The 21,503-nt window shown below is 73.7% G+C and carries 22 protein-coding genes; 10 read left to right on the forward strand and 12 right to left on the reverse strand.

The genetic code is table 11. The features are described 5' to 3' along the window. Positions 1-129: 129 nt before the first annotated feature. Positions 130-741, reverse strand: a complete 612-nt coding sequence (locus ACWFR1_RS31995; protein ID WP_453557396.1) for a DNA-binding protein — start codon at positions 739-741, stop codon at positions 130-132. A gap of 108 nt (positions 742-849) precedes the next feature. Between ACWFR1_RS31995 and ACWFR1_RS32000 the strand changes: the two genes are divergently transcribed. Both ACWFR1_RS32000 and ACWFR1_RS32005 read left to right on the forward strand, forming a co-directional pair. Next, the gene (locus ACWFR1_RS32000; protein ID WP_453557398.1) at positions 850-1,293 is read left to right on the forward strand and encodes a hypothetical protein; all 444 of its coding nucleotides are present in this window, start codon (positions 850-852) and stop codon (positions 1,291-1,293) included. Positions 1,294-1,325: 32 nt separating this feature from the next. Then, the gene (locus ACWFR1_RS32005; RefSeq protein WP_453557400.1) at positions 1,326-2,471 is read left to right on the forward strand and encodes a serine/threonine-protein kinase; all 1,146 of its coding nucleotides are present in this window, start codon (positions 1,326-1,328) and stop codon (positions 2,469-2,471) included. Between the two features lie 18 nt (positions 2,472-2,489). Here the strand turns inward: ACWFR1_RS32005 and ACWFR1_RS32010 are convergent, their stop codons facing one another. Together ACWFR1_RS32010 and ACWFR1_RS32015 are read right to left on the reverse strand one after the other, a co-directional pair. Continuing rightward, positions 2,490-4,655 carry a putative bifunctional diguanylate cyclase/phosphodiesterase gene (locus tag ACWFR1_RS32010; RefSeq protein ID WP_453557402.1) on the reverse strand — a complete coding sequence of 722 codons (2,166 nt, stop codon included), beginning with the start codon at positions 4,653-4,655 and terminating at the stop codon, positions 2,490-2,492. Further along, positions 4,652-5,464: an SAM-dependent methyltransferase gene (locus ACWFR1_RS32015; RefSeq protein WP_453557404.1), complete on the reverse strand. Its 813-nt coding sequence runs from the start codon at positions 5,462-5,464 to the stop codon at positions 4,652-4,654. The genes ACWFR1_RS32010 and ACWFR1_RS32015 overlap by 4 nt, the downstream gene beginning before the upstream one ends. Positions 5,465-6,050: 586 nt before the next feature. On the opposite strand from ACWFR1_RS32015, the gene ACWFR1_RS32020 reads away from it, so the two are divergent. The 3 genes from ACWFR1_RS32020 (at position 6,051) to ACWFR1_RS32030 (ending at position 8,180) form a co-directional block, all read left to right on the forward strand. Further along, positions 6,051-6,662: a hypothetical protein gene (locus ACWFR1_RS32020; protein ID WP_453557406.1), complete on the forward strand. Its 612-nt coding sequence runs from the start codon at positions 6,051-6,053 to the stop codon at positions 6,660-6,662. Positions 6,663-6,684: 22 nt separating this feature from the next. After that, positions 6,685-7,449: a bestrophin-like domain gene (locus ACWFR1_RS32025; RefSeq protein ID WP_453557408.1), complete on the forward strand. Its 765-nt coding sequence runs from the start codon at positions 6,685-6,687 to the stop codon at positions 7,447-7,449. A 167-nt stretch (positions 7,450-7,616) separates the two neighbouring features. Further along, positions 7,617-8,180, forward strand: coding sequence for a hypothetical protein (locus ACWFR1_RS32030; RefSeq protein WP_453557410.1), 564 nt, complete (start codon positions 7,617-7,619; stop codon positions 8,178-8,180). 107 nt (positions 8,181-8,287) lie between these two features. On the opposite strand, the gene ACWFR1_RS32035 is transcribed toward ACWFR1_RS32030, so the two are convergent. Then, positions 8,288-8,773 carry a hypothetical protein gene (locus ACWFR1_RS32035; RefSeq protein ID WP_453557412.1) on the reverse strand — a complete coding sequence of 162 codons (486 nt, stop codon included), beginning with the start codon at positions 8,771-8,773 and terminating at the stop codon, positions 8,288-8,290. 417 nt (positions 8,774-9,190) lie between these two features. On the opposite strand from ACWFR1_RS32035, the gene ACWFR1_RS32040 reads away from it, so the two are divergent. After that, positions 9,191-9,853, forward strand: coding sequence for a class F sortase (locus ACWFR1_RS32040; RefSeq protein ID WP_453557414.1), 663 nt, complete (start codon positions 9,191-9,193; stop codon positions 9,851-9,853). 64 nt (positions 9,854-9,917) lie between these two features. Here the strand turns inward: ACWFR1_RS32040 and ACWFR1_RS32045 are convergent, their stop codons facing one another. Continuing rightward, positions 9,918-10,793, reverse strand: a complete 876-nt coding sequence (locus ACWFR1_RS32045) for a polysaccharide deacetylase family protein (RefSeq protein WP_453557416.1) — start codon at positions 10,791-10,793, stop codon at positions 9,918-9,920. A gap of 105 nt (positions 10,794-10,898) precedes the next feature. Between ACWFR1_RS32045 and ACWFR1_RS32050 the strand changes: the two genes are divergently transcribed. Next, positions 10,899-11,360 carry a universal stress protein gene (locus tag ACWFR1_RS32050; protein WP_453557418.1) on the forward strand — a complete coding sequence of 154 codons (462 nt, stop codon included), beginning with the start codon at positions 10,899-10,901 and terminating at the stop codon, positions 11,358-11,360. Between the two features lie 30 nt (positions 11,361-11,390). Here ACWFR1_RS32050 and ACWFR1_RS32055 read toward each other — a convergent pair whose 3' ends face one another. After that, positions 11,391-12,617 carry a CapA family protein gene (locus ACWFR1_RS32055; protein ID WP_453557420.1) on the reverse strand — a complete coding sequence of 409 codons (1,227 nt, stop codon included), beginning with the start codon at positions 12,615-12,617 and terminating at the stop codon, positions 11,391-11,393. A gap of 260 nt (positions 12,618-12,877) precedes the next feature. On the opposite strand from ACWFR1_RS32055, the gene ACWFR1_RS32060 reads away from it, so the two are divergent. The 3 genes from ACWFR1_RS32060 to ACWFR1_RS32070 all read left to right on the forward strand — a co-directional run bounded on the left by ACWFR1_RS32060 (position 12,878) and on the right by ACWFR1_RS32070 (position 14,577). Further along, positions 12,878-13,435 carry a sigma-70 family RNA polymerase sigma factor gene (locus ACWFR1_RS32060; RefSeq protein ID WP_453557422.1) on the forward strand — a complete coding sequence of 186 codons (558 nt, stop codon included), beginning with the start codon at positions 12,878-12,880 and terminating at the stop codon, positions 13,433-13,435. Between the two features lie 4 nt (positions 13,436-13,439). Further along, on the forward strand, positions 13,440-13,874 hold the full coding sequence (locus ACWFR1_RS32065) for a PaaI family thioesterase (protein ID WP_453557424.1): 435 nt from the start codon (positions 13,440-13,442) through the stop codon (positions 13,872-13,874). A 190-nt stretch (positions 13,875-14,064) separates the two neighbouring features. Next, positions 14,065-14,577, forward strand: a complete 513-nt coding sequence (locus tag ACWFR1_RS32070; RefSeq protein ID WP_453557426.1) for a hypothetical protein — start codon at positions 14,065-14,067, stop codon at positions 14,575-14,577. Here the strand turns inward: ACWFR1_RS32070 and ACWFR1_RS32075 are convergent. The 6 genes from ACWFR1_RS32075 to ACWFR1_RS32100 all read right to left on the reverse strand — a co-directional run bounded on the left by ACWFR1_RS32075 (position 14,569) and on the right by ACWFR1_RS32100 (position 21,428). Continuing rightward, positions 14,569-15,774, reverse strand: coding sequence for a sensor histidine kinase (locus ACWFR1_RS32075; protein ID WP_453557428.1), 1,206 nt, complete (start codon positions 15,772-15,774; stop codon positions 14,569-14,571). The genes ACWFR1_RS32070 and ACWFR1_RS32075 overlap by 9 nt on opposite strands. Beyond that, positions 15,771-17,657, reverse strand: coding sequence for a sodium/solute symporter (locus tag ACWFR1_RS32080; RefSeq protein ID WP_453557430.1), 1,887 nt, complete (start codon positions 17,655-17,657; stop codon positions 15,771-15,773). The genes ACWFR1_RS32075 and ACWFR1_RS32080 overlap by 4 nt, the downstream gene beginning before the upstream one ends. 10 nt (positions 17,658-17,667) lie before the next feature. After that, positions 17,668-18,054 carry a hypothetical protein gene (locus ACWFR1_RS32085; RefSeq protein ID WP_453557432.1) on the reverse strand — a complete coding sequence of 129 codons (387 nt, stop codon included), beginning with the start codon at positions 18,052-18,054 and terminating at the stop codon, positions 17,668-17,670. A gap of 113 nt (positions 18,055-18,167) precedes the next feature. Beyond that, the gene (locus tag ACWFR1_RS32090) at positions 18,168-18,926 is read right to left on the reverse strand and encodes a LytR/AlgR family response regulator transcription factor (protein WP_453557434.1); all 759 of its coding nucleotides are present in this window, start codon (positions 18,924-18,926) and stop codon (positions 18,168-18,170) included. 63 nt (positions 18,927-18,989) lie between these two features. Continuing rightward, the gene (locus ACWFR1_RS32095) at positions 18,990-19,862 is read right to left on the reverse strand and encodes an Fpg/Nei family DNA glycosylase (protein WP_453557436.1); all 873 of its coding nucleotides are present in this window, start codon (positions 19,860-19,862) and stop codon (positions 18,990-18,992) included. 192 nt (positions 19,863-20,054) lie between these two features. After that, on the reverse strand, positions 20,055-21,428 hold the full coding sequence (locus ACWFR1_RS32100; protein ID WP_453557438.1) for a wax ester/triacylglycerol synthase family O-acyltransferase: 1,374 nt from the start codon (positions 21,426-21,428) through the stop codon (positions 20,055-20,057). Positions 21,429-21,503 lie beyond the last annotated feature (75 nt).

Below are 21,503 nucleotides of genomic sequence, written 5' to 3' on the forward strand. Positions count from 1 at the left end.
AAGGCGCCACATGGTCGTCGATGAACACGTACAGTGCCGCCAGAAGGGCGTCCAGGTTTGTCTTCACACACTGACCAACGGGCGCCCTTCGCCATGGTCGCGACCAGCACGAACATCGGACTCATTCATCTAGTGTCCCGGGCCCGGGCCGTCCGGGCCCCGGACCGGGCCCCGGACCAGTGCGACGGCCTCGTCCGTGCGGCCCGCGCCGCAGACGCGGAGGACTTCGGCGAGGCCCGGGTGGTCCGCGTCGAGGAGCGCGGCAGCGGCGAGGATGTCGACGGCGCTCGCGCGGGTGGTGAGCAGATCGCGCAGGCGCAGGGCGAAGCGCAGGTCGGAGTCGGAGTCGGGGTCGGAGTCAGGGGCGGGGGCGGCCGAGGGGGTGCCACCCGCGCGGGACTGGGTCACGGCGGCGCCCATCGAGTCCTGGCCGGGGGTCCTGCTCGCGCGGATCTCCGCGAGGGCCCGAAGGGCGTCCCCGGCCGGTACGGCTCCGGCGCGCACCTCCTGGGCGAGGTGGAGAACGGCCGAGAGGCGGGCCGCCGCGTCGGGGTTGGCGATCCGGGCGCGCTGACCCCGCATGACGAGGCTGAGCATGGCGGGCGAGATCCCCAGGGTCTCCGCGAGCCCGGACTGATTCATTCCGAATCGGCCACAGAGGTCCCGGCAGAGCTCGCCGAGCGGAGCCCCGTACCACTGGCGCTGGAGCTCCTGGTTTCGGGCGATGGCGGTCGCGTCCATACGAGGACGCTAGGCCGCCGAATTGACACTTGTCAAAGGGAGTTTTCATGTGTCAATCTCCCGTCGTAAGGCACGACCCCACCGCACCCTCACTGATGGGACGTCACCATGCCCTGGAAGCACACCACTTCGCTCGTCGCCGTCGCCGCCGTCGCCGTTCTCGGGCTGACCGCCTGCCAGTCCGAGGGAGCCGACGCCAAGGGCACCCCCTCCGCCACCGCCTCCACCCAGGCTCCGGGCGACGGCGCCGGCTCCGCGACCCCGGACGCCCCCGTCACCGACGGGGTGAAGAAGCCGGACGACCTGCCCGCGGGCCTGCCCCTGCCGTCCGCGGAACTGACGTCCGTCACCGGGAGCACCGGCGCCTACGTCCTGACATTCACCGCCAAGGACCCGCAGGCCGTCGTCGCCGAGTACCGCAAGGCCCTGGAAGGCGCCCAGTACACGGTGGTGGACGTCGCCGGCGTCTTCTCCGCCACCTCGGACAAGACCTCCGTGTCGGTCGCCACCAGCGGTGACACCGTCGTCCTCACGCTGGCCACCCTCTCCTGACCCGCCCGCGTCGCGGAGGTACTGTGCGGCGCATGGAAGCAGGGGGGATGCTCGCCGGGCGGTACCGGCTCGTGGCGCCGGTGGCGCGCGGGGCGCAGGGGACGGTCTGGCGGGCCGTCGACACGCACGGCGGCACGGACGTGGCCGTGAAGGTGTCCGGGGGCGCGGACCTGGAGTCACTGCTGCGGCTCGTCTGCGAGCAGTCGGTACGCCTCGGCCATCCGCACGTCCTGGCCGCCGTCGACTGGTTCGTCCGCGAGGGCGAGGCCTGGCTGGTGCTGCCGCTCGTGCGCGGCGGAACCCTCGCCGGCCTCCTCGCCGACTACGGCGAACTTCCGCCGGAATGCGGTCTGCTGATTGCCCATCAGCTCATGGACGCGCTCGTCGCCGTCCACGGGGCGGGGCTCGTGCACCGCGACGTGAAGCCGTCCAACCTGCTGCTCGCGGCGAGCGGGACGGGTCGCCCGCATCTGTACGTGAGCGACTTCGGCGTGGCCCGGGTGCTGCCCCATCTGCGGCTCACCTCGACCTCGTTCGTCGCGGGCACCCCGGACTACCTGGCTCCGGAGGTCCGGGCCGGAGCGGGGAGCGGTCCGGCGCAGGACGTCTACGCGGCGGGGCTCGTGCTCCGGGAACTCGGGGCGCCTGCGGCGCTCGTGGCCGCGATGACCGCCGGGGCTCCCGGGGACCGGCCCACGGCTGCGGAGGCCCGGGACGAACTGGCCCGCTGCCGGGCCGCCCTGGGGCCGGAGCGATGGCCGGTCCTGTGGGAGGGCGAACCCTTCCTCGTACCGGACCAGTTCACGGACGGTCCGGTGGACCCGGCCCCGGCCCACGCACCGCCCGCGGCGCGCCGCCAGGGGCCGTTGGTCCTCGGGGCGGCCGTCCTGGGCGCCGTGGTGCTCACCGCCGCCGCGATGACCACGCTCTCGGCCCTCGACGCGGACGCCGGCTCCGGAGGCTCTCCGGCCGTCTCCTCCCCGGCCCCGGTCCGTACGGTTCCGGCCCGTGCAGAGGCGGGGCCGCCGGACCCGTCCGGACCCGGCGTCTTCACGCCCTGCACCGCGGACGAGGCGCTGGCGGTCGCCTTCAGCCCCGAGGGATACCTCCTGGTCTGCGACCAGGTCCCCGGTACCCCTCGGTACGAGTGGACCCCGCAGCTCTCCGAGGAGGACTGAGGTCCCACCGGGCCGGGCTCAGACCGCGTCCGCCAGGAGCAGCGAGTGGATGCGGTCCGGGGCGCCCGGGCGGGCGTAGTACCAGCCCTGCGCGGTGTCGCAGCCGAGGTCGCGGAGCTGGCGGGCCTGGGCGCCCGTCTCCACGCCCTCGACCGTGACGGCGAGCTCCAGGCTGTGCGCCAGGGAGACGATCCCCTCGACGATCTTGAGGTCGACCGGGTCCACCGGGTGCTGCTGCATGCCCCGGGTGAAGGACCGGTCGAGCTTCAGGACGCTCACCGGCAGCCGGCGGAGGTTGGCGAGGTTCGAGTAGCCGGTGCCGAAGTCGTCGAGCGCGATGTCGACGCCCATCTCGGCGAGCTGCCGCAGCGGCTTCAGCAGGTCCTCGTCGGCGCCGATCAGGGCCGACTCCGTGACCTCCAGGCAGAGCGCGCCCGGTTCGAGCCCCGACCGCTCCAGGACGTCGACGGTGTCGGCGACGAGGCGCGGGTGGTGCAGCTGGGTCGGGGACAGGTTGACGTTGATCCGCAGCGGGCCGCCGTCGGCATGCCGGGCCTGCCAGAAGCGGGCCTGGCGCACGGCCTCCTGGAGCACCCAGCGGCCGAGCGGCACGATGAGACCGGTGTCCTCGGCGAGCGGGATGAACTGGTCGGGACCGAGCACCCCGTGCTGCGGGTGGCACCAGCGGACCAGTGCCTCCGCGCCGTGCACGCTGCCGTCGCCGAGGTGGACGAGCGGCTGGTACTCGATGAAGAACTCGCCGCGCTCCAGGGCCGCGGGCAGCGCCGTCGTCAGGCCGTGCCGGGTGATGGCGCGGGCGTCGGCCTCGGGGTCGGCGAGCTCGAAGCGGTTGCCGCCCGCGGACTTGGCCCGGTACATGGTGATGTCGGCGCTGCGCAGCACCTCCGCCGGGGTCCGCTCCCCCGCCGGTCCCTCGACCACGCCGAGGCTGCCGCGGACGGTCAGCTCGCGGCCGTCGATGCGCAAGGGGGTGGAGAGGGCGCCGAGGATGCGGTCGGCGAGTTCGGTGACGTCCTGTTCGCCGTGGCACCCGGTGGTGAGGGCGACGAACTCGTCCCCGCCGAGCCGGGCCACCATCTCGCCGGAGCCGGTGACGCAGCTCTGCAGCCGGTCGGCGACCTCGACGAGCAGCCGGTCGCCGGTGGAGTGGCCGAGGCTGTCGTTGATGACCTTGAAGCCGTCGAGGTCGAGGTAGCAGAGGCCGAAGCGGGAGTTGTCGCCGGGCGCGAGCGCCTTCTCCAGGCGTTCGAAGAACAGGGTCCGGTTCGGCAGCCCGGTGAGCGCGTCGTGGGTGGCCTCGTACCGCAGGCGCAGGTGGAGGAGCCGCCGTTCGGTGGTGTCCTCCATCAGGGCGAGCTGGTACTGGGGCCGGCCCTCGGCGTCGCGGAGGAGCGAGACGGTGAGGTTCGTCCAGAGAACCGTTCCGTCGCCGCGGTAGTACGGCTTCTCGACCCGGTAGGACTCCCGCTCGCCCCGGACGAGTTCGTCGTACAGCTTCCAGACGTGCGGGCCGTCCTCCGGGTGGACCCACTCGCTGACGTTCCGGCTGCGGACCTGGCCCTCCATGCCGCCGAACATGCGGGTGAGGGTCTCGTTGACCTCCAGGACGTTGCCGTCGAGGTCGGCGATGCCGATGCCGATGGCCGCCCCGTCGAAGACCGCGCGGAAGCGGCTCTCGGTGGAGTGGAGGGCGATCTCGGCGGCGCTGCGGGCGGCGAGCGCGGAGCGGGCGATCGCCTCCTGTTCGGCGCGGGTCCGCTCGCGCAGGGCCTGCGCGTAGCCGGTGGCCATGGCGTGCTGGAGCCGGGCGCAGCGGGCCCGGAGCTCTTCGGCCGGGACGTCCGACTCAGTACCGCAGTACAGGACCAGGTACGAGTCGACGACGCCGAGGCTGCGCCCGAGCGCGTCGGGGTCCGTGCAGTGGGCGGCGACGAGGGCCGCGCCGGCCCGCTGGGCCGGCGCCGTGTCGAAGGGCCGGGCGTGCAGCGCGTCGCACAGGGTGCGGGCCAGCGGCAGCAGGTGCCCCTCGAACTCGGCGCGGGTCAGCGAGGTGGCCGTCACCGGGAAGATCGCGCGGCTCCAGATGGTGACGAACCGCCTGAGTCTGTCCTCCGGACCGTCCGCCTCGGCGACGGAACCGGTGGGCTGCGACGGGACCTTCACGCCTTGCGCCCCACACCTGCGAAACCGGAGAAGGCGTAGGGATCCTCCTCCTCGACCGGGCTGTCCGGTCGCCAGGCCGGCATCGGGACGAGGCCGGGTTCGACCATCTCGGTGCCGTCGAAGAAGCGCGCGATCTCGGCGCCCGACCGCATCACCAGGGGGTTGCGGATGTTCCGGTAGACACCGACGGCGCCGCCCGACCGCTCCTCCGTGAGCGGGATGCCCTCGTAGGAGGCGTGGGTGACGACGAGGAGGCTGCCGGGCGCGAGGGCGTCGATCAGCTCGGCGACGGCCTCGTACGGCCGGTCCTGGTCCTCCAGGAAGTGGAGGACGGCGACGAGGAGCAGGGCCACCGGCCGGTCCAGGTCGAGGAGTCGCGACACCTCGGGGCTGTGGAGGATGTCGGCGGGCTTGCGCAGGTCCGCGGCGACGACGGCGGCGGCCTCGTCCCCCTTGAGGACGGCGTGACTGTGGGCCACGGCGACCGGGTCGTGGTCGACGTAGACGACGCGCGCGGTGGGGTCGGCGGCCCGGGCGACCTCGTGCACGTTGCCGAAGGTGGGTATGCCGGAGCCGATGTCGAGGAACTGGGTGACGTCGTTGTCAACGGCGTGGCGGACGGCGCGCCTCATGAAGGCACGGTTCGCCTGCATGATCTTGGGAAGGCCAGGCATGAACTCCATGGCCTTGCGCGCCGCTTCCCGGTCCACTTCGAAATTGTGCGAGCCGCCCAGATAGAAGTCGTACATACGGGACACGCTCGGCACCGAAATGTCGATACCCGGCGGAGCCCAGGCGGGACGCTCCATCAATGTCTCCAACAAGTCGCCATGGGGGATGCGGCCATGTGTTCGCGGCCGGTGTTCGAGGTGAGGCTACTGATCGCCCGCCGAGAGAGCGAGTAGAAACGGAAATTAGCGGTCCGTTCTTGGTCACACGTGATTGGCACATGCTCGTGGAGCGCAGAGTTCACGCCTTCAGCGCGTGCAAATTCACGTGCATATGAGTGTGCGTCGACTTCCCGGCCCGACTCCGCCGCACCTTACGGGGGCTCAGGCCCTTGGCGCACCTTGGTCGTCGCCCCTGTCGACGACGCGGGACGCCCTGCCGGGCGACGCCCCGAGAGGGCGACAACCGGCCACTTCTTCCAACGGAACCCCGTCGAAGTCCCGTCGGGGTCCCCACGGGACCCCTCGGGGCCCCTCGGCACCCCGACTACGTCAGGTCGGAGTCCGGCCGAAGCCGAGAGCACTCCCCGCGGCGAATCGCACGGCTCGGCGATACCCGGGCATTGCGCCGAATCCGCCTCCGGACCGGCGAAACGTCAAACCACGCGTCGGGAGAACCCCACCATCCGGCGAATCCCCGCCGTTTCCGCCCCGGTTCACCGCGTCCGTGATCAAGCTCGACGGCGTGTCTCTGCACGGATCACTCCTCGCGCGGTCGCTGGCGGCCCTCGGACTCGTGTGGCTGCTCGCCACGCCCGTCCCCGCCGCCGCCGACTCCTGCGCCTACGCCACGACCGGCCCCGGCGGTTCGCACACCTCGGTGGCGGTCATCGGGCCTGGCGCGTGCTCGCCCACTCCCGCGCCGCCACCGCCACCACCGCCCACGACACCAGCGCCTCGGCCCACGACGCCGAAGCCGCCGCCCCCGACCGTCCCGGCGCCACCACCGCCTCCCGTACGGACGACGACGCCGCCGCCTCCCCCGGTGGCCACTCCCGCACCGCGCCCGGAGCCCGCCTCCCCGCTACCGGCCACCCCGGTCCCACCGGATCGCACTCCGGCGCCCGCGCCCCCGGCGTCACCCGCCGCCCCGGCGCCCGCGCCCCCACCGACGGCGCGGCCCCGGCCCCCGGCCGCCCACGGCCCCGTCGCCCTCCCCCACTACCGCCGCGCCGCGCGGCCCCAGCCGAAGGGCGGCACGTCCGTCGTCACGATGACGCTGGTGATCATCGCCCCCGCAGTACTCGCGACCGCGATCCTGCGCCCCCGATCCCGCTGAGCTCCGCCGGAAGGTATCTCCTATGTCCGAATGGCTCGTCCTCACCCTGGCGATGGCCGCCGCCGTCGCCGTCGTCCTCACCATCGTCGTCATCAACAACCGCCGGATCCCGGAGGACGACGACCCCAGCGAGACCCCCGACGTCATCGAGTACATGACGATGATGATCGGCGTGATCTACGCGATCGTCCTGGGTCTCGCCATCGCCGGCGTCTGGGAGGCCCGGGGCGCCGCCCAGGAGACCGTGCGGCAGGAGGCGCAGGCGATGCACGAGATCTCGGCCCGCGTCGAGGTCTACCCCCTGGAGGTCCGCGACAGGATCCGCGCCGACGTCGACGCGTACGTCGCGTACGTCGTCGACGACGAGTGGACGCACATGTCCGAGGAGGGCGAACTGAGCGAGGAGGGCACCGCCCTCCTGGAGAAGGTGCGCCGGAGCGTCACCGACTACCAGCCCGCCAACGACTTCGAGGGCCAGGCCTACCAGCCGCTGGTCGACCAGGTCGCCGCCGCCGACGACGCCCGGGGGGCGCGCGGGCAGAGCGCGGGGGCGACCATGCCGGGGGTGGTCTGGTTCGGTCTGATCATCGGCGCCCTCGTCACCGTCGGCCTGATCTTCACGCTCCAGATCCGCAGGACGGGACGGGAGTTGCTGCTCGCCGGACTCTTCAGCGTGCTGATCGCGTTCCTGCTGTTCCTGATCTGGGACTTCGACGCGCCGTTCGGCCGCGGCATCTCGGCCACCGCCACGCCGTTCACCGATCTGTTCCCGCAGGTCACGGGGTGAGTCACGGCGTCCGAGTGGGCCGCACGGGGGACATGAGTGCCCCATTCGCACGCCTGGGATCGCGGCTGTGGTAGTGCGCTCCTAGCGTTTCGGGCATCGAGGTGCACGCAGGCCCTTTCGCGGAAATCCCGTTTCGCGGCTGCCCCTCGGAACCCGGAGGATTCACCATGCGCGCGATACGTGCCGCGTCCACTGCCCTGCTGGGGGCGGCCGCCCTCGCCCTGGCCGCCCCCGCCACCGTCGCCCTCGCGGCGGAGGGTGCCCCCGCCACCAATCCGCGGGCACCGGGAGCGAAGGCACCGGGCGATTTCGTCGTGTCGCCCTCGGTCGTCGCCCCGGGCGGCCGGGTGACGTTGAGCGCCCCCGGCTGCGCCAGTACGGCGACGGCCTCGGCCGGCATCTTCGACACCGTCACCATCGCACCGAACTCGGCGGCGACCGCCACCGTGGACTGGGACGCCCGGCGCGGTGCGGTGTACACGGTGTCGTTCAACTGCACCGGTGGTGTGCAGGACACCGTGGATCTGACCATCAGCGGTACGTCCACGGCCACTCCGACCATCAGCGCCACGCTGCTCACCCCTCCGCGCGGTGTCCAGGGCGGTCTGGGCGGCTCGGTGGACGAGGTGGACACCGGAGCGCTCGCGGCCGGTACGGCCCTGGTTCTGGCCGCCGCCACCGGCGTCGTGTACGTGGTCCGTCGCCGCTCCGGCGACTCCCGCCGCCACTGAGCGGGGGCGGGGTGGGACGGGGTGTCCGCGGACGCCCGTCGCCCCCGGGTCCTGGTGGGGACTCGGGGGCGACGGGCGAAGCGGGCCGGACCGGGAGGTTCGACCGGTCAGACTCCCGCGCCGGTCATACGGCGGCGGCGGGCGATGAAGAGTCCGCCGCCGAGCGCGGCGGCGGCGACCAGGCTGCCGCCGACGGCCATCTCGGTGGAGCTGGGTGCGAGCGAGCCGCCGAGACCGCCCTGCGCGCCACGACCCGCGAGGACGCGGAACGGGTGCGTGACCACCCGCGTGTTGTCGCTGCACTTGACGGCCAGGTTGTAGCTGCCCGGGGTGGCGTTGTTGTGGACGCGGGCGATGGCGCTGGAGAGCCCGTTGGAGTTGACGGAGAGGTTGGTCTCCGGGAAAGCGTTGGACGTGACCGTGCCGCCGTGGCCGCAACCCTTGGCGGTGATCGTGATCGTCGACCCCGCGTGGACGTCGAACGGGTTGACCTGGACGTTGCTCGGCCCGTTGGTGGCGGCGGCGAGAGGGGCAGCGAGCCCGACCGCCGCGAACGCGGTGGCGGCCACCGCCAGAGTGCGTGCAGCACGCATGGTTGAACCTCCAGTGGAAGACGCCCCAAAGCGGTGCTCCGGGAAATTCGACGAGTACGCCTTCCATGACGAACCATCACAAGCCGGAGCGAGCCGTGCATGTCGGCACTGGTCCACCCCGGTGAGGCGACACGCCCGGAAATGACCCCGCGCACCGGATGGAACCGCAGGTCACAGCGGTCCAGGGTGGTTATCTGACGAATACTCGGATGGGCCAGCCCCTTGTCACCCGGCTGTCCGCACGGGGAGCTCGGCGACCCCCCGGCGTGCGCTCGGCACTCCGTGACGACCGGTTCCCGGCCGCCCGTCCGCGCCCCCTGCACCCGTCCGGCGGCTGCCCCCACCCGTTCGCCGCGTCCGGGGCGACGGTCCGCCGAGGCGCCCTTACCGTTCTGACGACGCCACGAAGGGAGAACCATGCCTCCGAAGGACTTCCGCGTCTTCGAGCGCAGGAGACGCCAACCCTGGGGCGTCCTGGCCCTCGCCATGCTGTCCGGACTCGCCATGATGCGCAACGGGGTCGACGTCGCCCTCGGACCGCCCCAACCCGCCGCGGCCGCCCGGCCCGTGGCGCGGCCGGTCGTCCCGCCGCCGGCGGAGGCGACCGCCGGTCTGGAGCCGCTGCCCTTCGCGCCGGCCTCACGGATCAGGATCCCCGCGATCCGGGTCGCCGCCCCGATCATGGACGTGGGCCTGGACGCGGACGGCTGGGTGGCGGCCCCGCCCCCGCAGGACGCCAACCTCGCCGGCTGGTACCAGAACGGCATCTCCCCCGGCCAGAGCGGGACTTCGGTCGTCGTCGGCCATGTCGACAACGAGCGGGGCCCGGCCGTCTTCTACGGCCTGGGGTCGCTGGAGAAGGGTCAGCACGTCGAGGTCGAGCGGTACGACGGCCGCGTCGCGGTCTTCGAGATCTACGGGGTCGAGGTCTACGCCAAGAACGACTTCCCCGGTGTGCGGGTCTACGCCGACACCGGGCAGCCCGAACTCCGGGTCATCACCTGCGGCGGCGGCTACACACGGGCACGCGGCTACGACGGGAACGTCGTCGTGTACGCCCGCATGGTCGGCTCCCGCTGACGGTCGCGGTACGCGAAGGGCCCCGGCACCCACCCGTGCCGGGGCCCTTCGCGGACGACCGCCGTCAGCGCCTCGGCACGGTGATGTGGTAGCCGGCGTCGAGGAGTTCGGGCAGATAGCGGCGGAGCGCGGCCACGCTCCGCGAGCGGTCGCCGCCCGCGTCGTGGGAGAGGACGACGGCGCCGGGGGCGGCGCCGTCGAGGACGCGGCGGACGATCGTGTCCGTGCCCGGCTCCTTCCAGTCGAGGGTGTCGACGGTCCAGGCGAGCGGCTCCATGCCCAGCGCGGCGCCGATCTCGAACGAATGCCGGTTCCAGGCCCCGTAGGGGGCGCGGTACCAGAGGGGCGCGGCACCGAGGGTCCGCTCGACGACCTCGCTGGTGGAGCCGAGCTCGTCGCGGATCCGGGAGGGCCGCAGCTTGGGGATGAGGGGGTGGGACCACGAGTGGTTGCCGACGACGTGGCCGTCGGCGGCCATCTCCCGCAGCAGGTCCGGGTTCTCGACGGCCATCTCGCCGCAGACGAAGAACATCGCCCGGCAGTCGTAGCGGCGCAGGGTCTCCAGGATGCCGGGGGTGTAGCGGGGGTCCGGGCCGTCGTCGAAGGACAGCACCATCGACCGGCCGACCCCGGACATGCTGAGGAAGGGCCGCTGGCGCACCGGCGGCACCGCGCGCCGGAAGGCCGGGGGCGCGTACGCCGTCATCGGCTGGAGCCGGTACGAGGTCGGGCGCGGCCCGCCCGCCCGCGCGGCCTGCGGTCCGGCGGCCGGGCCGGCGCCGGGCCCCGTGCGCCCCGGACCCGGAGCTCCCTGGGGCGCGGGGGCGGCGCCCGCGGGCCGTTCGGGGGCGGTGAGCCGGTCGGCCGCGAGGTATCCGACGGTGGCCGTGGCACCGAGGGCCGCGGCGAGGCGCAGCACCGCCCGACGCCCGCTGGGCATCTCATCCTTTTTCATGACCAATAGTTCGTACGGCCGAGGGTCCAGCCGGCTCATCGACACCAGCCACCTGTCCGAAAACACCCGATGAGCCGATAGCCTCGCGAGGTGACCGCACAGCAGCCCACCCGGTTCGAACGGGGCACCGACGGCCCGAAGGTGATCATGGCCGGAGTCGACGGCTCCGCCTCCTCCCTGCGCGCGGCGGCGTACGCGGCCGGGCTCGCCCGGCGGCAGAACGCCCTGCTGGCGCTCGTCTACGTGCAGCCGGTGTACCCGGCGGGCGCCGCCCTCGGCGCACCCGTGGCGGGGACGACCGAGGAGATCGCCGACGACCTCGTCGCGGAGATCCGCGCCTCCGCGGAGAGGGTGCGGGACCTGTGGCAGGTGCGCTGGGAGTTCCGCACCTTCAAGGGCGACGCCTACGCGGGCCTGGTCCGGGCCGCGGAGGAGCTGACGGCGGACGCGGTGGTGGTGGGCGCGTCGGAGTCGGCGGGGCACCGGTTCGTCGGCTCGGTGGCCGTGCGCCTGGTGAAGGCGGGCCGCTGGCCGGTCACCGTCGTGCCGTGACCGGCCGCCGTCCTCGTACCGGAGACCGTCCTACTTCCCCATCGTCAGGCCGTCCTTGTCGGCGCCCCGGCTGAGCACGACCTGCCGGATCGTCTCGCGGATCGAGGTGTGGCGCGGATCGCCGTCGCCCGCCGCGCCGAGGTTGACGACCCGGCCCCGGCCCGTGTCGAACCACTGGGGGACGAACTCGGCCTTGGTGACCTCCCACCGCGCGCCCGGCGCCTTGGGCGGGGCGAAGGTGAAGCGGCCGAGGGTGCCCTGGTTGCCCCGGGGGTCGAAGGCGCCCTCGTGGTTGATCATGTCCCCGGCGATCTGGTCGCCCATCCCGTAGACGACCCAGGTGCCGTTGACCTTCTCGTAGGCCTGCGGAACATGAGCGTGTGTGCCGATGACGAGATCGATGTCGGGGCGTCCGCCGCTGGTGGCGGCGGTGAGCGCGCGGCCGAGGGAGCGCTGCCGCGCGTCGGGGTCGGTCTGCCACTCGGTGCCCCAGTGGACGCTGACGACGACCACGTCGGCGCCGGCCGCGCGGGCGGCGCGCGCGTCGGCGATCACCTTGCCCTCGTCGAGCAGCTGGACCGCCCAGGGCTGCCCCTCGGGCAGCGGGTAGCCGTTGGTGTCGTAGGTGTAGGCGAGCTGGGCGACCGTGGCGCCGCCGGCCTTCATCAGCGTGGGCCGTGCGGCCTCCTCGGCGGTACGGGCGGAGCCGGCGTGCCGGATCCCGGCCTTGTCCAGGGCGTCGAGGGTGCGGCGGAGCCCGGCGGCGCCGTCGTCGAGGGTGTGGTTCGAGGCGGTGGAGCAGGAGTCGTAGCCGGTGGCCTTGAGGGCGGCGGCGACCTCGGGCGGCGACTTGAAGGCGGGGTAGCCGGTGTAGGGACCGCCCTCCTTCCCGTACACGGTCTCCATGTGGCAGATGGCCAGGTCGGCGGGGGCGACGACGCTCTTCGCCCCGGCGAGCATGGGGGCGAAGTCGTAGCCGTCGCCGCCGGCGTCCTGGGCCGCGCGGCGGATGATCGAGTCGTGCGGGAGGACGTCACCGGAGGCGACCAGGGTGAATCCGGCGGGCGCCGAGGCACCGCCGGGGGCGGCGGACGGGACGGTAGCCGGCGGCGCGGTCCCTCCGCCGGCGGGCTGTCCGGCCGAGAGACCGGGCGCGGGGGTGCCGCCGCCCGGGGCGCTCCCCTCGGCGCAGCCCGTGGCCGCCGCGAGGAGGAGGGCGGCGACCGCCACCGCGGCCGGTCTGGTGCGTGAGGTCATCTGCGGCACTCCACTCAACTCTTGTTATGAACATCTGTTCTGAAGAATTGATCCCGCAGGAAAGCCTCAGTCAAGGGTCAAGGCCGTAGAAGCACCCGAACCACGCTGAAACGGACGCAACAGCTCCGCCTGACCGTTCGCCGTACCATTCGCCGCTCGGTGCGACCGTTCGTCGCATGCCGATGTCCCTTCCCTGTCCCTCACCTTCCGGATGCGTTCGTATACCGCCCAGACGACGAGCCGAGGGAGAGGCGGGGAGCATGACGACGGCGACGACCGACGCACGGAACCTGGAGCAGCTGCAACGGGACCACGGCCCGGCACTGCTCTCCTTCCTGCTCGGGCTGACCTACGGGGACCGGCAGCGCGCCGAGGACCTCGCCCAGGAGACCCTCGTACGGGCCTGGCTCCACCCCGAGGCCTTCGAGGGCCCCTACGCGTCGATGCGGCCCTGGCTCTTCACCGTGGCCCGCCGCCTGGCCATCGACGCCCGCCGCTCACGCCTGTCCCGGCCCGCCGAGATCGGCGACGGCGTCCTCGCGGTGACGCCCGACCCCGCCGACGCCACCGCCTCCGCCGAGGCCGCGCTCGACGTACGGGCCGCCGTCCGCGAACTGAGCCCCGAACACCGCGCGGTACTCGTCCGGCTCTACTTCCACGGCCTGACCGTCAACGAGGCCGCCGTGGACCTCGGCATCCCCGCCGGAACCGTCAAGTCCCGCTCCCACTATGCCCTGAGGCAGCTCGGCCGGTCTCTTCCCGGCTACCGCCCGCGCCGCGCGGGCGTTGCCCGGCCGCGCGCCGCGGCCCCACAATGACCCCGTGACGCAGACTCCCACCGCCGCGGCGCTGACCACCGCCGCCGCCGAGAAGATCCTCGCCGACAACTTCGCCCCCTGGGTGCTCGACCTGGGGCTCTCGGTCGACTCCGTCGACGGGGCCGGGGCCGTGCTCCGGCTCCCCTGGTCCGGCCGGCTCGCCCGGGAGGGCGGCGGCCTCTCCGGCCAGGCCCTGATGGCCGCGGCCGACACGGCGACGGTCATCGCGGTCGCCGCGGCCCGCGGCGGTTTCGTCCCGATGACCACCGTCCAGCAGTCCATCACCTTCCAGCGGGCGGTCGTCGGCAGCGACGTCCTGGTGCGGGCCCGGCTCACCAAGACGGGCAAGCGGATGGCCTTCGCCGACATCACGATGACCGCCGACGGCACGGAGGAGACCGCGGCCCACGCCACCGCCGTGTACGCGCTCCTCGGCTGAACCTGCCGCGCCCCCGGACCACTCCCGCCCCGTACGCCCCACACGGCAACACTCGCCCCACCGGCACCGATCCGGCCGGGAAACGTATCCGAAACCACACGGGCTAGTTGAGCAAAGCGGGACCCTCGGAGGCCCTTCACGGTGAAGGCTCTCCCCCGGGACGTACGGGTCCCGACCCCGGGAGAAGAAGGTGGGAGCGTTGCTGCCCGAGAGCACGAACGGCACCGGCGGCACGAGCGGCGGCGGACTCGCCGTCCCGATGGCCTGGCTGTGCGCCGAGTACCGGGCCGACGAGGTGCTGCGGGCCGCCGCGCTCGTGGCGCCCGGCTCGCTGGAGTACCGGGCCGGCCTCCAGGCCCTGGCCCTCACCGACCACCTGTCGGAGGACCCGGACCCCGCGCCGGCCGAGGCCCTGCTGCGCCGCACCGCCTACGACCGGCCCTGGCCGTCCTGGGTCGAGGAGCGTCTCGCCGCGCGCCTCGCCGCGGAGGGGGACGGGCCCGACCTCGCCCTCGCCCACACCGCCTGGCGCGGGCTGCGCGACACCTGGGTGCGCGCCGCCGACCTGGACGACCCGGCCGCCGACGACACCGGCTCGGCGGCGGAAGCCTCCGGGTCACCGGTCGACGAGAGGGTCCAGGTCTGGGTGCCCGCCTGGAAGCTGGGCCTGCCGCTGGCCCATCTGTCGCTCTACCTACGCTGAACGGTGAACTCCGGGACGGTACTTGGGAATCCTTACCGTCACCTTCATGCCCGCGCCGACGCCGGTCTCGATGACGAGACCGTGCTCCGGCCCGTACACCTGGCGCAGCCGCTCGTCCACATTGGACAGACCGATGCCGGAGCCCGTCGGGTGCTCGCCGCGCAGGACGGCCCGGAGCAGCTCCGGGTCCATGCCGACACCGTCGTCCTCGACGGTCACGACGGCCTCGGCGCCCGCGTCCCGGGCGGCGATCGTCACCCGGCAGCCGCGCTCCCGCTCCTGGAGTCCGTGCTTGACGGCGTTCTCCACCAGGGGCTGGAGACAGAGGAAGGGCAGCGTCACCGGCAACACCTCGGGGGCGATCTGCAGCGTCACCTTCAGCCGGTCCCCGAACCGTGCTCCGGCGAGGGCCAAGTACTGCTCGATGGAGCGCAGTTCATCGGCGAGATGGGCGAAGTCGCCGTGCCTGCGGAAGGAGTAGCGGGTGAAGTCGGCGAACTCCAGGAGGAGTTCCCTGGCCCGCTCGGGGTCGGTGCGGACGAACGACGCGATGGCGGCGAGGGAGTTGAAGATGAAGTGCGGCGAGATCTGGGCACGCAGGGCCCTGATCTCGGCCTCCACGATCCGGGTCCGCGAGCGGTCGAGCTCGGCCAGCTCCAGCTGGACGGAGACCCAGCGGGCCACCTCGGTCGCGGCTCGGACCAGGACGGCCGACTCCCGTGAGCCGTAGGCGACGAGCGCGCCGAGGACCCCGTCCTCGCCGGTGAGCGGGGCGATCACCGCCCAGCGCAGCGGGCACGCCGGATCGTCGCATTCGGTGTGCGCGGACCGGCTGCGTCCCGTGTCGAGGGTGTCGGCGGCCAGCGCGGGGACGTGCGCCCGGTGATGGTCCTCGCCCGGTCCGTCCCAGGCGAGGACCGCGCCGCGCTCGGTGAGGCAGAGCGCCTCGGTGCCGAGCAGCGAGCGGAGCGTGCTCGCCGCCTTGCGGGCGGTCTCCTCGGTGAGGCCGGCGCGCAGCGGCGGCGCGGCGAGCGAGGCGGTGTGCAGGGTGTGGAAGGTGGCCCGCTCGACGGGGGTGCCGAGGTCGGGGTCGGCGGTGCGGCCCCCGCGCCGGGCGGCGAACCGCCCGAGGACGAAGCCCACCGCGAGCAGCACGGCCCCCGCGGCGGCCGCGGCGGCGAGGGCGATGCCGGTCACGGGCGTACCTCCGGGGACGGGTCGGTGCCGGTCGCCGTACAGGCCTTCCGGGACGGGTCGGTGGTGCCGGTCGCCGTACAGGCCTTCCGGGACGGGTCGGTGGTGCCGGTCGTCGTACGGGCCTTCCGATACGGGTCGGTGGTGCCGGTCACCGTGCGGGCCTCCTGGGAGGGGAGGGAGCCGGTGAACTCCTCCGGCAGGTGGAGCCGGGCGAGGAGCGCCGGGGTGCCGGGCGGGATCCGGCCGGGAGTGGCGAGCGAGACGAGGACCATCGTCAGGAAGCCGAGGGGGACCGACCAGACGGCGGGCCAGGCCATCAGGGTGTGGGGCCAGCCCTCGGGGGCGAGTCCGGCCCGGGTCGCCATCACGGCCGCGAGAGCCGAGCCGCCGCCGAGCAGGAGCCCGGCCATGGCGCCGGGCGGCGTGAGCCGCCGCCACCAGATGCCGAGGACGAGCAGCGGGCAGAAGGAGGAGGCGGAGACCGCGAAGGCGAGACCGACGGCGTCGGCGACCGGCACCTTGGAGGCGACCACGCCGACGCCGAGCGGGACGGCGGTGGCCAGCAGGGTCGCGAGGCGGAAGTGGCGTACGCCCCGGGACGGCAGCACGTCCTGGGTGAGGACGCCGGCGACGGACATGGTGAGCCCGGAGGCGGTGGAGAGGAAGGCGGCGAAGGCGCCGCCCGCCAGGAGCGCGCCGAGGAGCTCGCCCGCGGATCCGCCGAGGATCCGCTCGGGCAGCACGAGCACGGCCGCGTCGGCGGAGCCGGTGAGCGCGAGTTCGGGGGCGTAGATCCGGCCGAGGGCTCCGTACAGCGGCGGCAGCAGGTAGAAGGTACCGACGAGACCGAGCACGACGAGGGTGGTGCGGCGGGCCGCTCGGCCGTGGGGGCTCGTGTAGAAGCGGACGGCGACGTGCGGCAGGCCCATGGTGCCGAGGAAGGTCGCGAGGATCAGTCCGTACGTGGCGTACAGCTGGTGCCCGTCGTGTCCCCCGGCGAGCGGCTGCGACCAGCCGAGGGGGTCGGTGCCACTGGCCGCCCTCTCGGGGAGGACCGCACCGGGGGCGAAGGCGAGTTCGGTGCCGGCGAGGACGTGGTGGGTGCCGGGGGCGAGGGTGACGGTCCGGTGGTCGTGGGAGATGTCGTCGACGCGGCCGGTGACGGTGAGGGCGAGGGGGGCGTCGAGCCGGATCCGTATGGTGTCGGCGACCCGGACGACGGTGTGCTCGCGGAGGACGGCGGGGGCGTCGAAGCGGGCCCGGGGCGCCCCGTCCCCGTACCAGGCGGCGAGGAGGAAGAGGACGGGGACGAGCAGGGCGGTGAGTTTCAGCCAGTACTGGAAGGCCTGGACGAAGGTGATGCTCCGCATCCCGCCGGCGGCGACCGTGCCGGTGACGACGAGGGCGACGAGCAGCCCGCCGACCCAGTCGGGGGCGCCGGTGAGGATCTCCAGGGTGAGCCCGGCGCCCTGGAGCTGTGGCAGCAGGTAGAGCCAGCCGATGCCGACGACGAAGAGGCTGGCGAGGCGGCGGGCCTGCGGGGACTCGAGCCGGGCCTCGGCGAAGTCGGAGAGCGTGTACGCGCCGGAGCGGCGCAGCGGGGCCGCGACGAGGACGAGCAGGACGAGGTATCCGGCGGTGTAGCCGACCGGGTACCAGAGCATCGCGGGGCCCTGCACGAGGACGAGTCCGGCGATGCCGAGGAAGGAGGCGGCGGAGAGGTACTCGCCGCTGATGGCGGCGGCGTTGAGGCCCGGCCGGACGGTCCGCGAGGCGACGTAGAAGTCGGAGGTGGTGCGGGATATCCGCAGGCCGAGGGCGCCGATGAGGACGGTCGCGAGGACGACGGCGGTGACGGCCGCGACGGCGTAGGTCTGGTTCACGCGGGACCGGTCACCGTTCGACGAGGCCGGTGAAGTCGCGCTCGTTGCGCTCGGCGCGGCGGACGTACCAGTGGGCGATGCCCCAGACGACGGGGTACACCCCGACGCCGAGCGCGGCCCAGACGAGGGCCTCGGGCGCGGGCAGCGCGAGGAGCAGGGGCAGCGAGCCGACGAGCAGGGAGAGCGCGCCGAGCGCGGTGAGCGCGGCGCGCAGCTGGCTGCGCATCAGGGAGCGGACGTAGGTGTGGCCGAGGGTGGTCTGCTCGTCGATCTCCGAGCGGGCCGGGGCGTGCGCGGCGGATCGCCCGGCGGGGCCGGGGACGGCGCCGGTGCCGTGGGCGGTGGCGTACGTGACGGTCTCGCGCCGGGGTCTGCGCGGCGCTGGGTGCTCGGACATCGGCGTCCGCTCCGGCATCTCTCGGCGGCTGCCCGGACGGGCAGGCGGGCCGTGGGGCCCGGGACGCGTGGAGTCTACGCAGCACTCCCGGGCGGCGACAGACCTGCGGGTGATCAGCCCCCGGCCCGGCGCATCAGCAGGTCACGGAGGTGACGGGCGTGGCGGCGGCTGACGGCGAGGTCGGTGCCGCCGAGCCGTACCGAGGTGCTCGCGCCGTCGAGCCGGAGTTCGTCGATCCGGGCGAGGGCCACGAGATGGCTGCGGTGGATGCGGACGAAGCCCCGGGCGGCCCACCGCTCCTCGAGCGTGGAGAGCGGGATGCGGACGAGGTGGCTGCCGTGGTCGGTGTGGAGGCGGGCGTAGTCGCCGTGGGCCTCCACGTACGCGATGTCGTCGACGGCGACGAAACGGGTGACCCCGCCGAGTTCGACGGGGATCTGTTCGGGGGCGGCGGGGCCCGCGGACACGGCCGGGGCAGTGGCGTGGACCAGGTCGTGGACGCGGCGGACGGCCTCGGCGAGGCGTTCGCGGCGGACGGGCTTGAGGACGTAGTCGACGGCCTTGAGGTCGAAGGCCTGGAGGGCGAAACCCTCGTGGGCGGTGACGAAGACGACGAGCGGCGGGCGGGCGAAGCCGGCGAGCAGCCGGGCGACGTCGAGCCCGGTGAGGCCGGGCATGTGGATGTCGAGGAAGACGACGTCGACGGCGTCGTCCCCGTCGGGCCCCGTCTCCAGGGCGCGTCCGATCCTGCGCAGGGCCGCGGTCGCGTCGCCCGCGCCTTCGGCGGTGCGGACGCGCGGGTCGGCGCGGAGCAGGTAGAGCAGCTCGCCGAGGGCGGGCTCCTCGTCGTCGACGGCCAGGACGCGCAGCATGCGCGGGAGTCTATGTGAGGGCGCGCGGGGATCTGTTCGAGGAGTCGCGGGGATCCAGGGGATCTATTTGAGGAGTTTCGACAGGCGGCGGTCGGCGAGCGGCTTGCCGCCGGTCTGGCAGGTGGGGCAGTACTGGAGGGAGGAGTCGCTGAAGGAGACCTCGCGGATGGTGTCCCCGCAGACGGGGCAGGGCTCGCCCGTCCGGCCGTGGACGCGCAGGCCGCTCTTCTTCTCGGCCTTGAGCCTGCCCGCGGCGAGTCCGTGGGAGCGCTCGACGGCCTCGCGGAGGGTGGTCCGCATCGCCGTCCAGAGGGCGGTGGTCTCCTCCGGGGTGAGGTTCTGGGTGGGTTTGAAGGGCGACATCCTGGCGGCGTGGAGGATCTCGTCGCTGTAGGCGTTGCCGATGCCCGCGATGAGTCCCTGGTCGCGCAGGGCGCCCTTGATCTGCCGTCGTTCGCCGGCGAGGAGCGCGGCGAAGGCCTCGGGGCCGAAGTCCTCGGCGAGCGGGTCGGGGCCGAGCCGGGCTACGCCGGGCACCTCGGCCGGGTCGTGGACGAGGTGGACGGCGAGGCGTTTGGTGGTGCCGGCCTCGGTGAGGTCGAAGCCGTCGCCTCCGGTGAGGGCGGTACGCAGGGCCAGCGGGCCCTTGCCGGGTTTCGGCGGCCCGGAGGGCAGGGGGTCCTGCCAGCGGAGCCAGCCGGCGCGGGCCAGGTGGATCAGGAGGTGGAGTTCGCCCGCGGCGCCGCTGGTGGTGAGGTCGAGGAACTTCCCGTGCCGGCCGATCGCGGTGACCTCGGCGCCCTCGACGGCGGTGAGGGGCGGGTCGTACGTCTTGAGGACGCTGATCGCGACGGGCAGGACGCGGGCGATCTCCTTGCCCACCAGATGCGCGTCGAGGAACTCGCGCAGCGCTTCCACCTCGGGCAGTTCGGGCATGGCACCACCCTGCCGCACGGGTGGCGGGACCGCCCGCCGAGTGCTCCGATCCTGATCCGCCGGACACCACTCAGGGTGTGTGACGTGCGCGTACTGTTCGTCGAGGGCGACGAAGACCTCCGGTTCGGGGTGGCCGCCGCTCTGCGGGCCGCCGGGCACGACGCGCACGGCGTGACGGAGTGAGCCGTACGTCTACGGGGAGTCCGGCGACGGGTCCAGAAGGTCGAGTTCGGCCGTGAACGCGGCGCCGAGCGCGTCAAGGTCGGGGACCGCCTCACCGTCCGCGACCAGACCGATGTGGACGCTGCCTCCGTAGGGGGACATGGCGACGGCGAGGGACTGGCCGCGGGCGAGCGGCGCCATGGGGAAGAGGGCGCGCAGCGGCGCACCGCCGAGGGAGAGAGCGGAGCGGGGCAGCGGCACCTGGGTGACGAGGACATCGAAGAGGAGCCGGGCGGCGCCGGCCGCGAAGGGGGCGCCGAAGCGATGGGCGAGCGGAGGGAGCTGGTCGGCCAGGAGGGCGACGGCGCCCGCGCCCCTGAAGGGGCCCGCGGCCTTGTTCCGGTCCATCGCGTGCCGTACGGCGGTGAGCCGGGCCGCCGGATCGGGTTCGGTCACCGGCAGGTCGAGGAGGTAGCCGGAGAGGCTGTTTCCGGGGCCGGGTGCGGCGCCGGGGCGGCGGCGGGAGACGGGGACGAGGGCCCGGGGGTCGGCGTCGGGGAGCGGCAGGCCCCGCCCGTCGAACCAGCGGCGCAGGGCTCCGGCGGTGACGGCGAGGAGGACGTCGTTGGCGGTGCCGCCGGTGGTGCGGCGGATCCGGTGGACGCGGTCGATCGGCAGGGTCGCGGTCGCGATCCTGCGCGTACCGCTGGATTCGGCGGCGAGTGCGGAGCCGGGGCTCCCGTCGAGCCGGCCGGCGCGGACGACGGAGGCTCCGACGACCGAGGCACCGACCTCGACGGCCCGGCCGAGGTCGCCGAGCCGGCCCCTGGCCAGGTCGAGGAGACGGCCGGGGCCGGGCAGCCAGGAGCGCGGGGGTACGGGGCGGGGGCGGCGCGTACGGCGGTGCCCGGCGGCGATCTCGTCGAAGATGCCGGCGCCGATGGCGACGGCCCTCATGCCGTCGGCGAGGGCGTGGTGGAGCTTGACGAGGACGGCGAAGGAGCCGTCGGGGGCGCCGGTGAGCAGATACATCTCCCAGGGCGGCAGGCCGCGCTCGACGGGGCGCTCCATGAGTTCGGCGGCGAGCCGGGTGGTCTCGGCGGCGAAGTCGGCGCCGGGGAGGGTGATCTCGCGGACGTGGCGGCGTACGTCGAAGTCCGGGTCGGCGCTCCAGGCGGCCCCGCCGACGGGGATCAGGACGTCGCGCACGCGCATCCGGAGCCTGGGGACGGCGGCGGCGCGGCGGGCGAGCAGGTCGAGGACGTCCACTGGAGGCTCGTGGCCGGGGTCCGCGGGGACGGGTCCGAAGTGGGCGAGGGCCCCGAGGTGCAGGGGGTGGGTGGGGGACTCCAGATGCCAGAAGGCCAGGTCCAGGGGGGCCAGTAGCTCGCTGCTGCTGCTCACGGGTGTCCTCACGTCCTGCGCGGAGAGGCGGGAGGGTGAAGTCAATCGCGTACCGACAGTTACGGTCAAGTACGA

Source organism: Streptomyces sp. NPDC055103 (assembly GCF_053607625.1).

Excerpts from the sequence above, each read along its gene's own strand:
- ACWFR1_RS31995 (WP_453557396.1), bottom strand. The coding sequence starts at position 741 with ATGGACGCGACCGCCATCGCCCGAAACCAGGAGCTCCAGCGCCAGTGG.
- ACWFR1_RS32000 (WP_453557398.1), top strand. The coding sequence starts at position 850 with ATGCCCTGGAAGCACACCACTTCGCTCGTCGCCGTCGCCGCCGTCGCC.
- ACWFR1_RS32005 (WP_453557400.1), top strand. The coding sequence starts at position 1,326 with ATGGAAGCAGGGGGGATGCTCGCCGGGCGGTACCGGCTCGTGGCGCCG.
- ACWFR1_RS32015 (WP_453557404.1), bottom strand. The coding sequence starts at position 5,464 with ATGGAGCGTCCCGCCTGGGCTCCGCCGGGTATCGACATTTCGGTGCCG.
- ACWFR1_RS32025 (WP_453557408.1), top strand. The coding sequence starts at position 6,685 with ATGTCCGAATGGCTCGTCCTCACCCTGGCGATGGCCGCCGCCGTCGCC.
- ACWFR1_RS32030 (WP_453557410.1), top strand. The coding sequence starts at position 7,617 with ATGCGCGCGATACGTGCCGCGTCCACTGCCCTGCTGGGGGCGGCCGCC.
- ACWFR1_RS32035 (WP_453557412.1), bottom strand. The coding sequence starts at position 8,773 with ATGCGTGCTGCACGCACTCTGGCGGTGGCCGCCACCGCGTTCGCGGCG.
- ACWFR1_RS32040 (WP_453557414.1), top strand. The coding sequence starts at position 9,191 with ATGCCTCCGAAGGACTTCCGCGTCTTCGAGCGCAGGAGACGCCAACCC.
- ACWFR1_RS32045 (WP_453557416.1), bottom strand. The coding sequence starts at position 10,793 with ATGCCCAGCGGGCGTCGGGCGGTGCTGCGCCTCGCCGCGGCCCTCGGT.
- ACWFR1_RS32055 (WP_453557420.1), bottom strand. The coding sequence starts at position 12,617 with ATGACCTCACGCACCAGACCGGCCGCGGTGGCGGTCGCCGCCCTCCTC.
- ACWFR1_RS32060 (WP_453557422.1), top strand. The coding sequence starts at position 12,878 with ATGACGACGGCGACGACCGACGCACGGAACCTGGAGCAGCTGCAACGG.
- ACWFR1_RS32085 (WP_453557432.1), bottom strand. The coding sequence starts at position 18,054 with ATGTCCGAGCACCCAGCGCCGCGCAGACCCCGGCGCGAGACCGTCACG.
- ACWFR1_RS32090 (WP_453557434.1), bottom strand. The coding sequence starts at position 18,926 with ATGCTGCGCGTCCTGGCCGTCGACGACGAGGAGCCCGCCCTCGGCGAG.
- ACWFR1_RS32095 (WP_453557436.1), bottom strand. The coding sequence starts at position 19,862 with ATGCCCGAACTGCCCGAGGTGGAAGCGCTGCGCGAGTTCCTCGACGCG.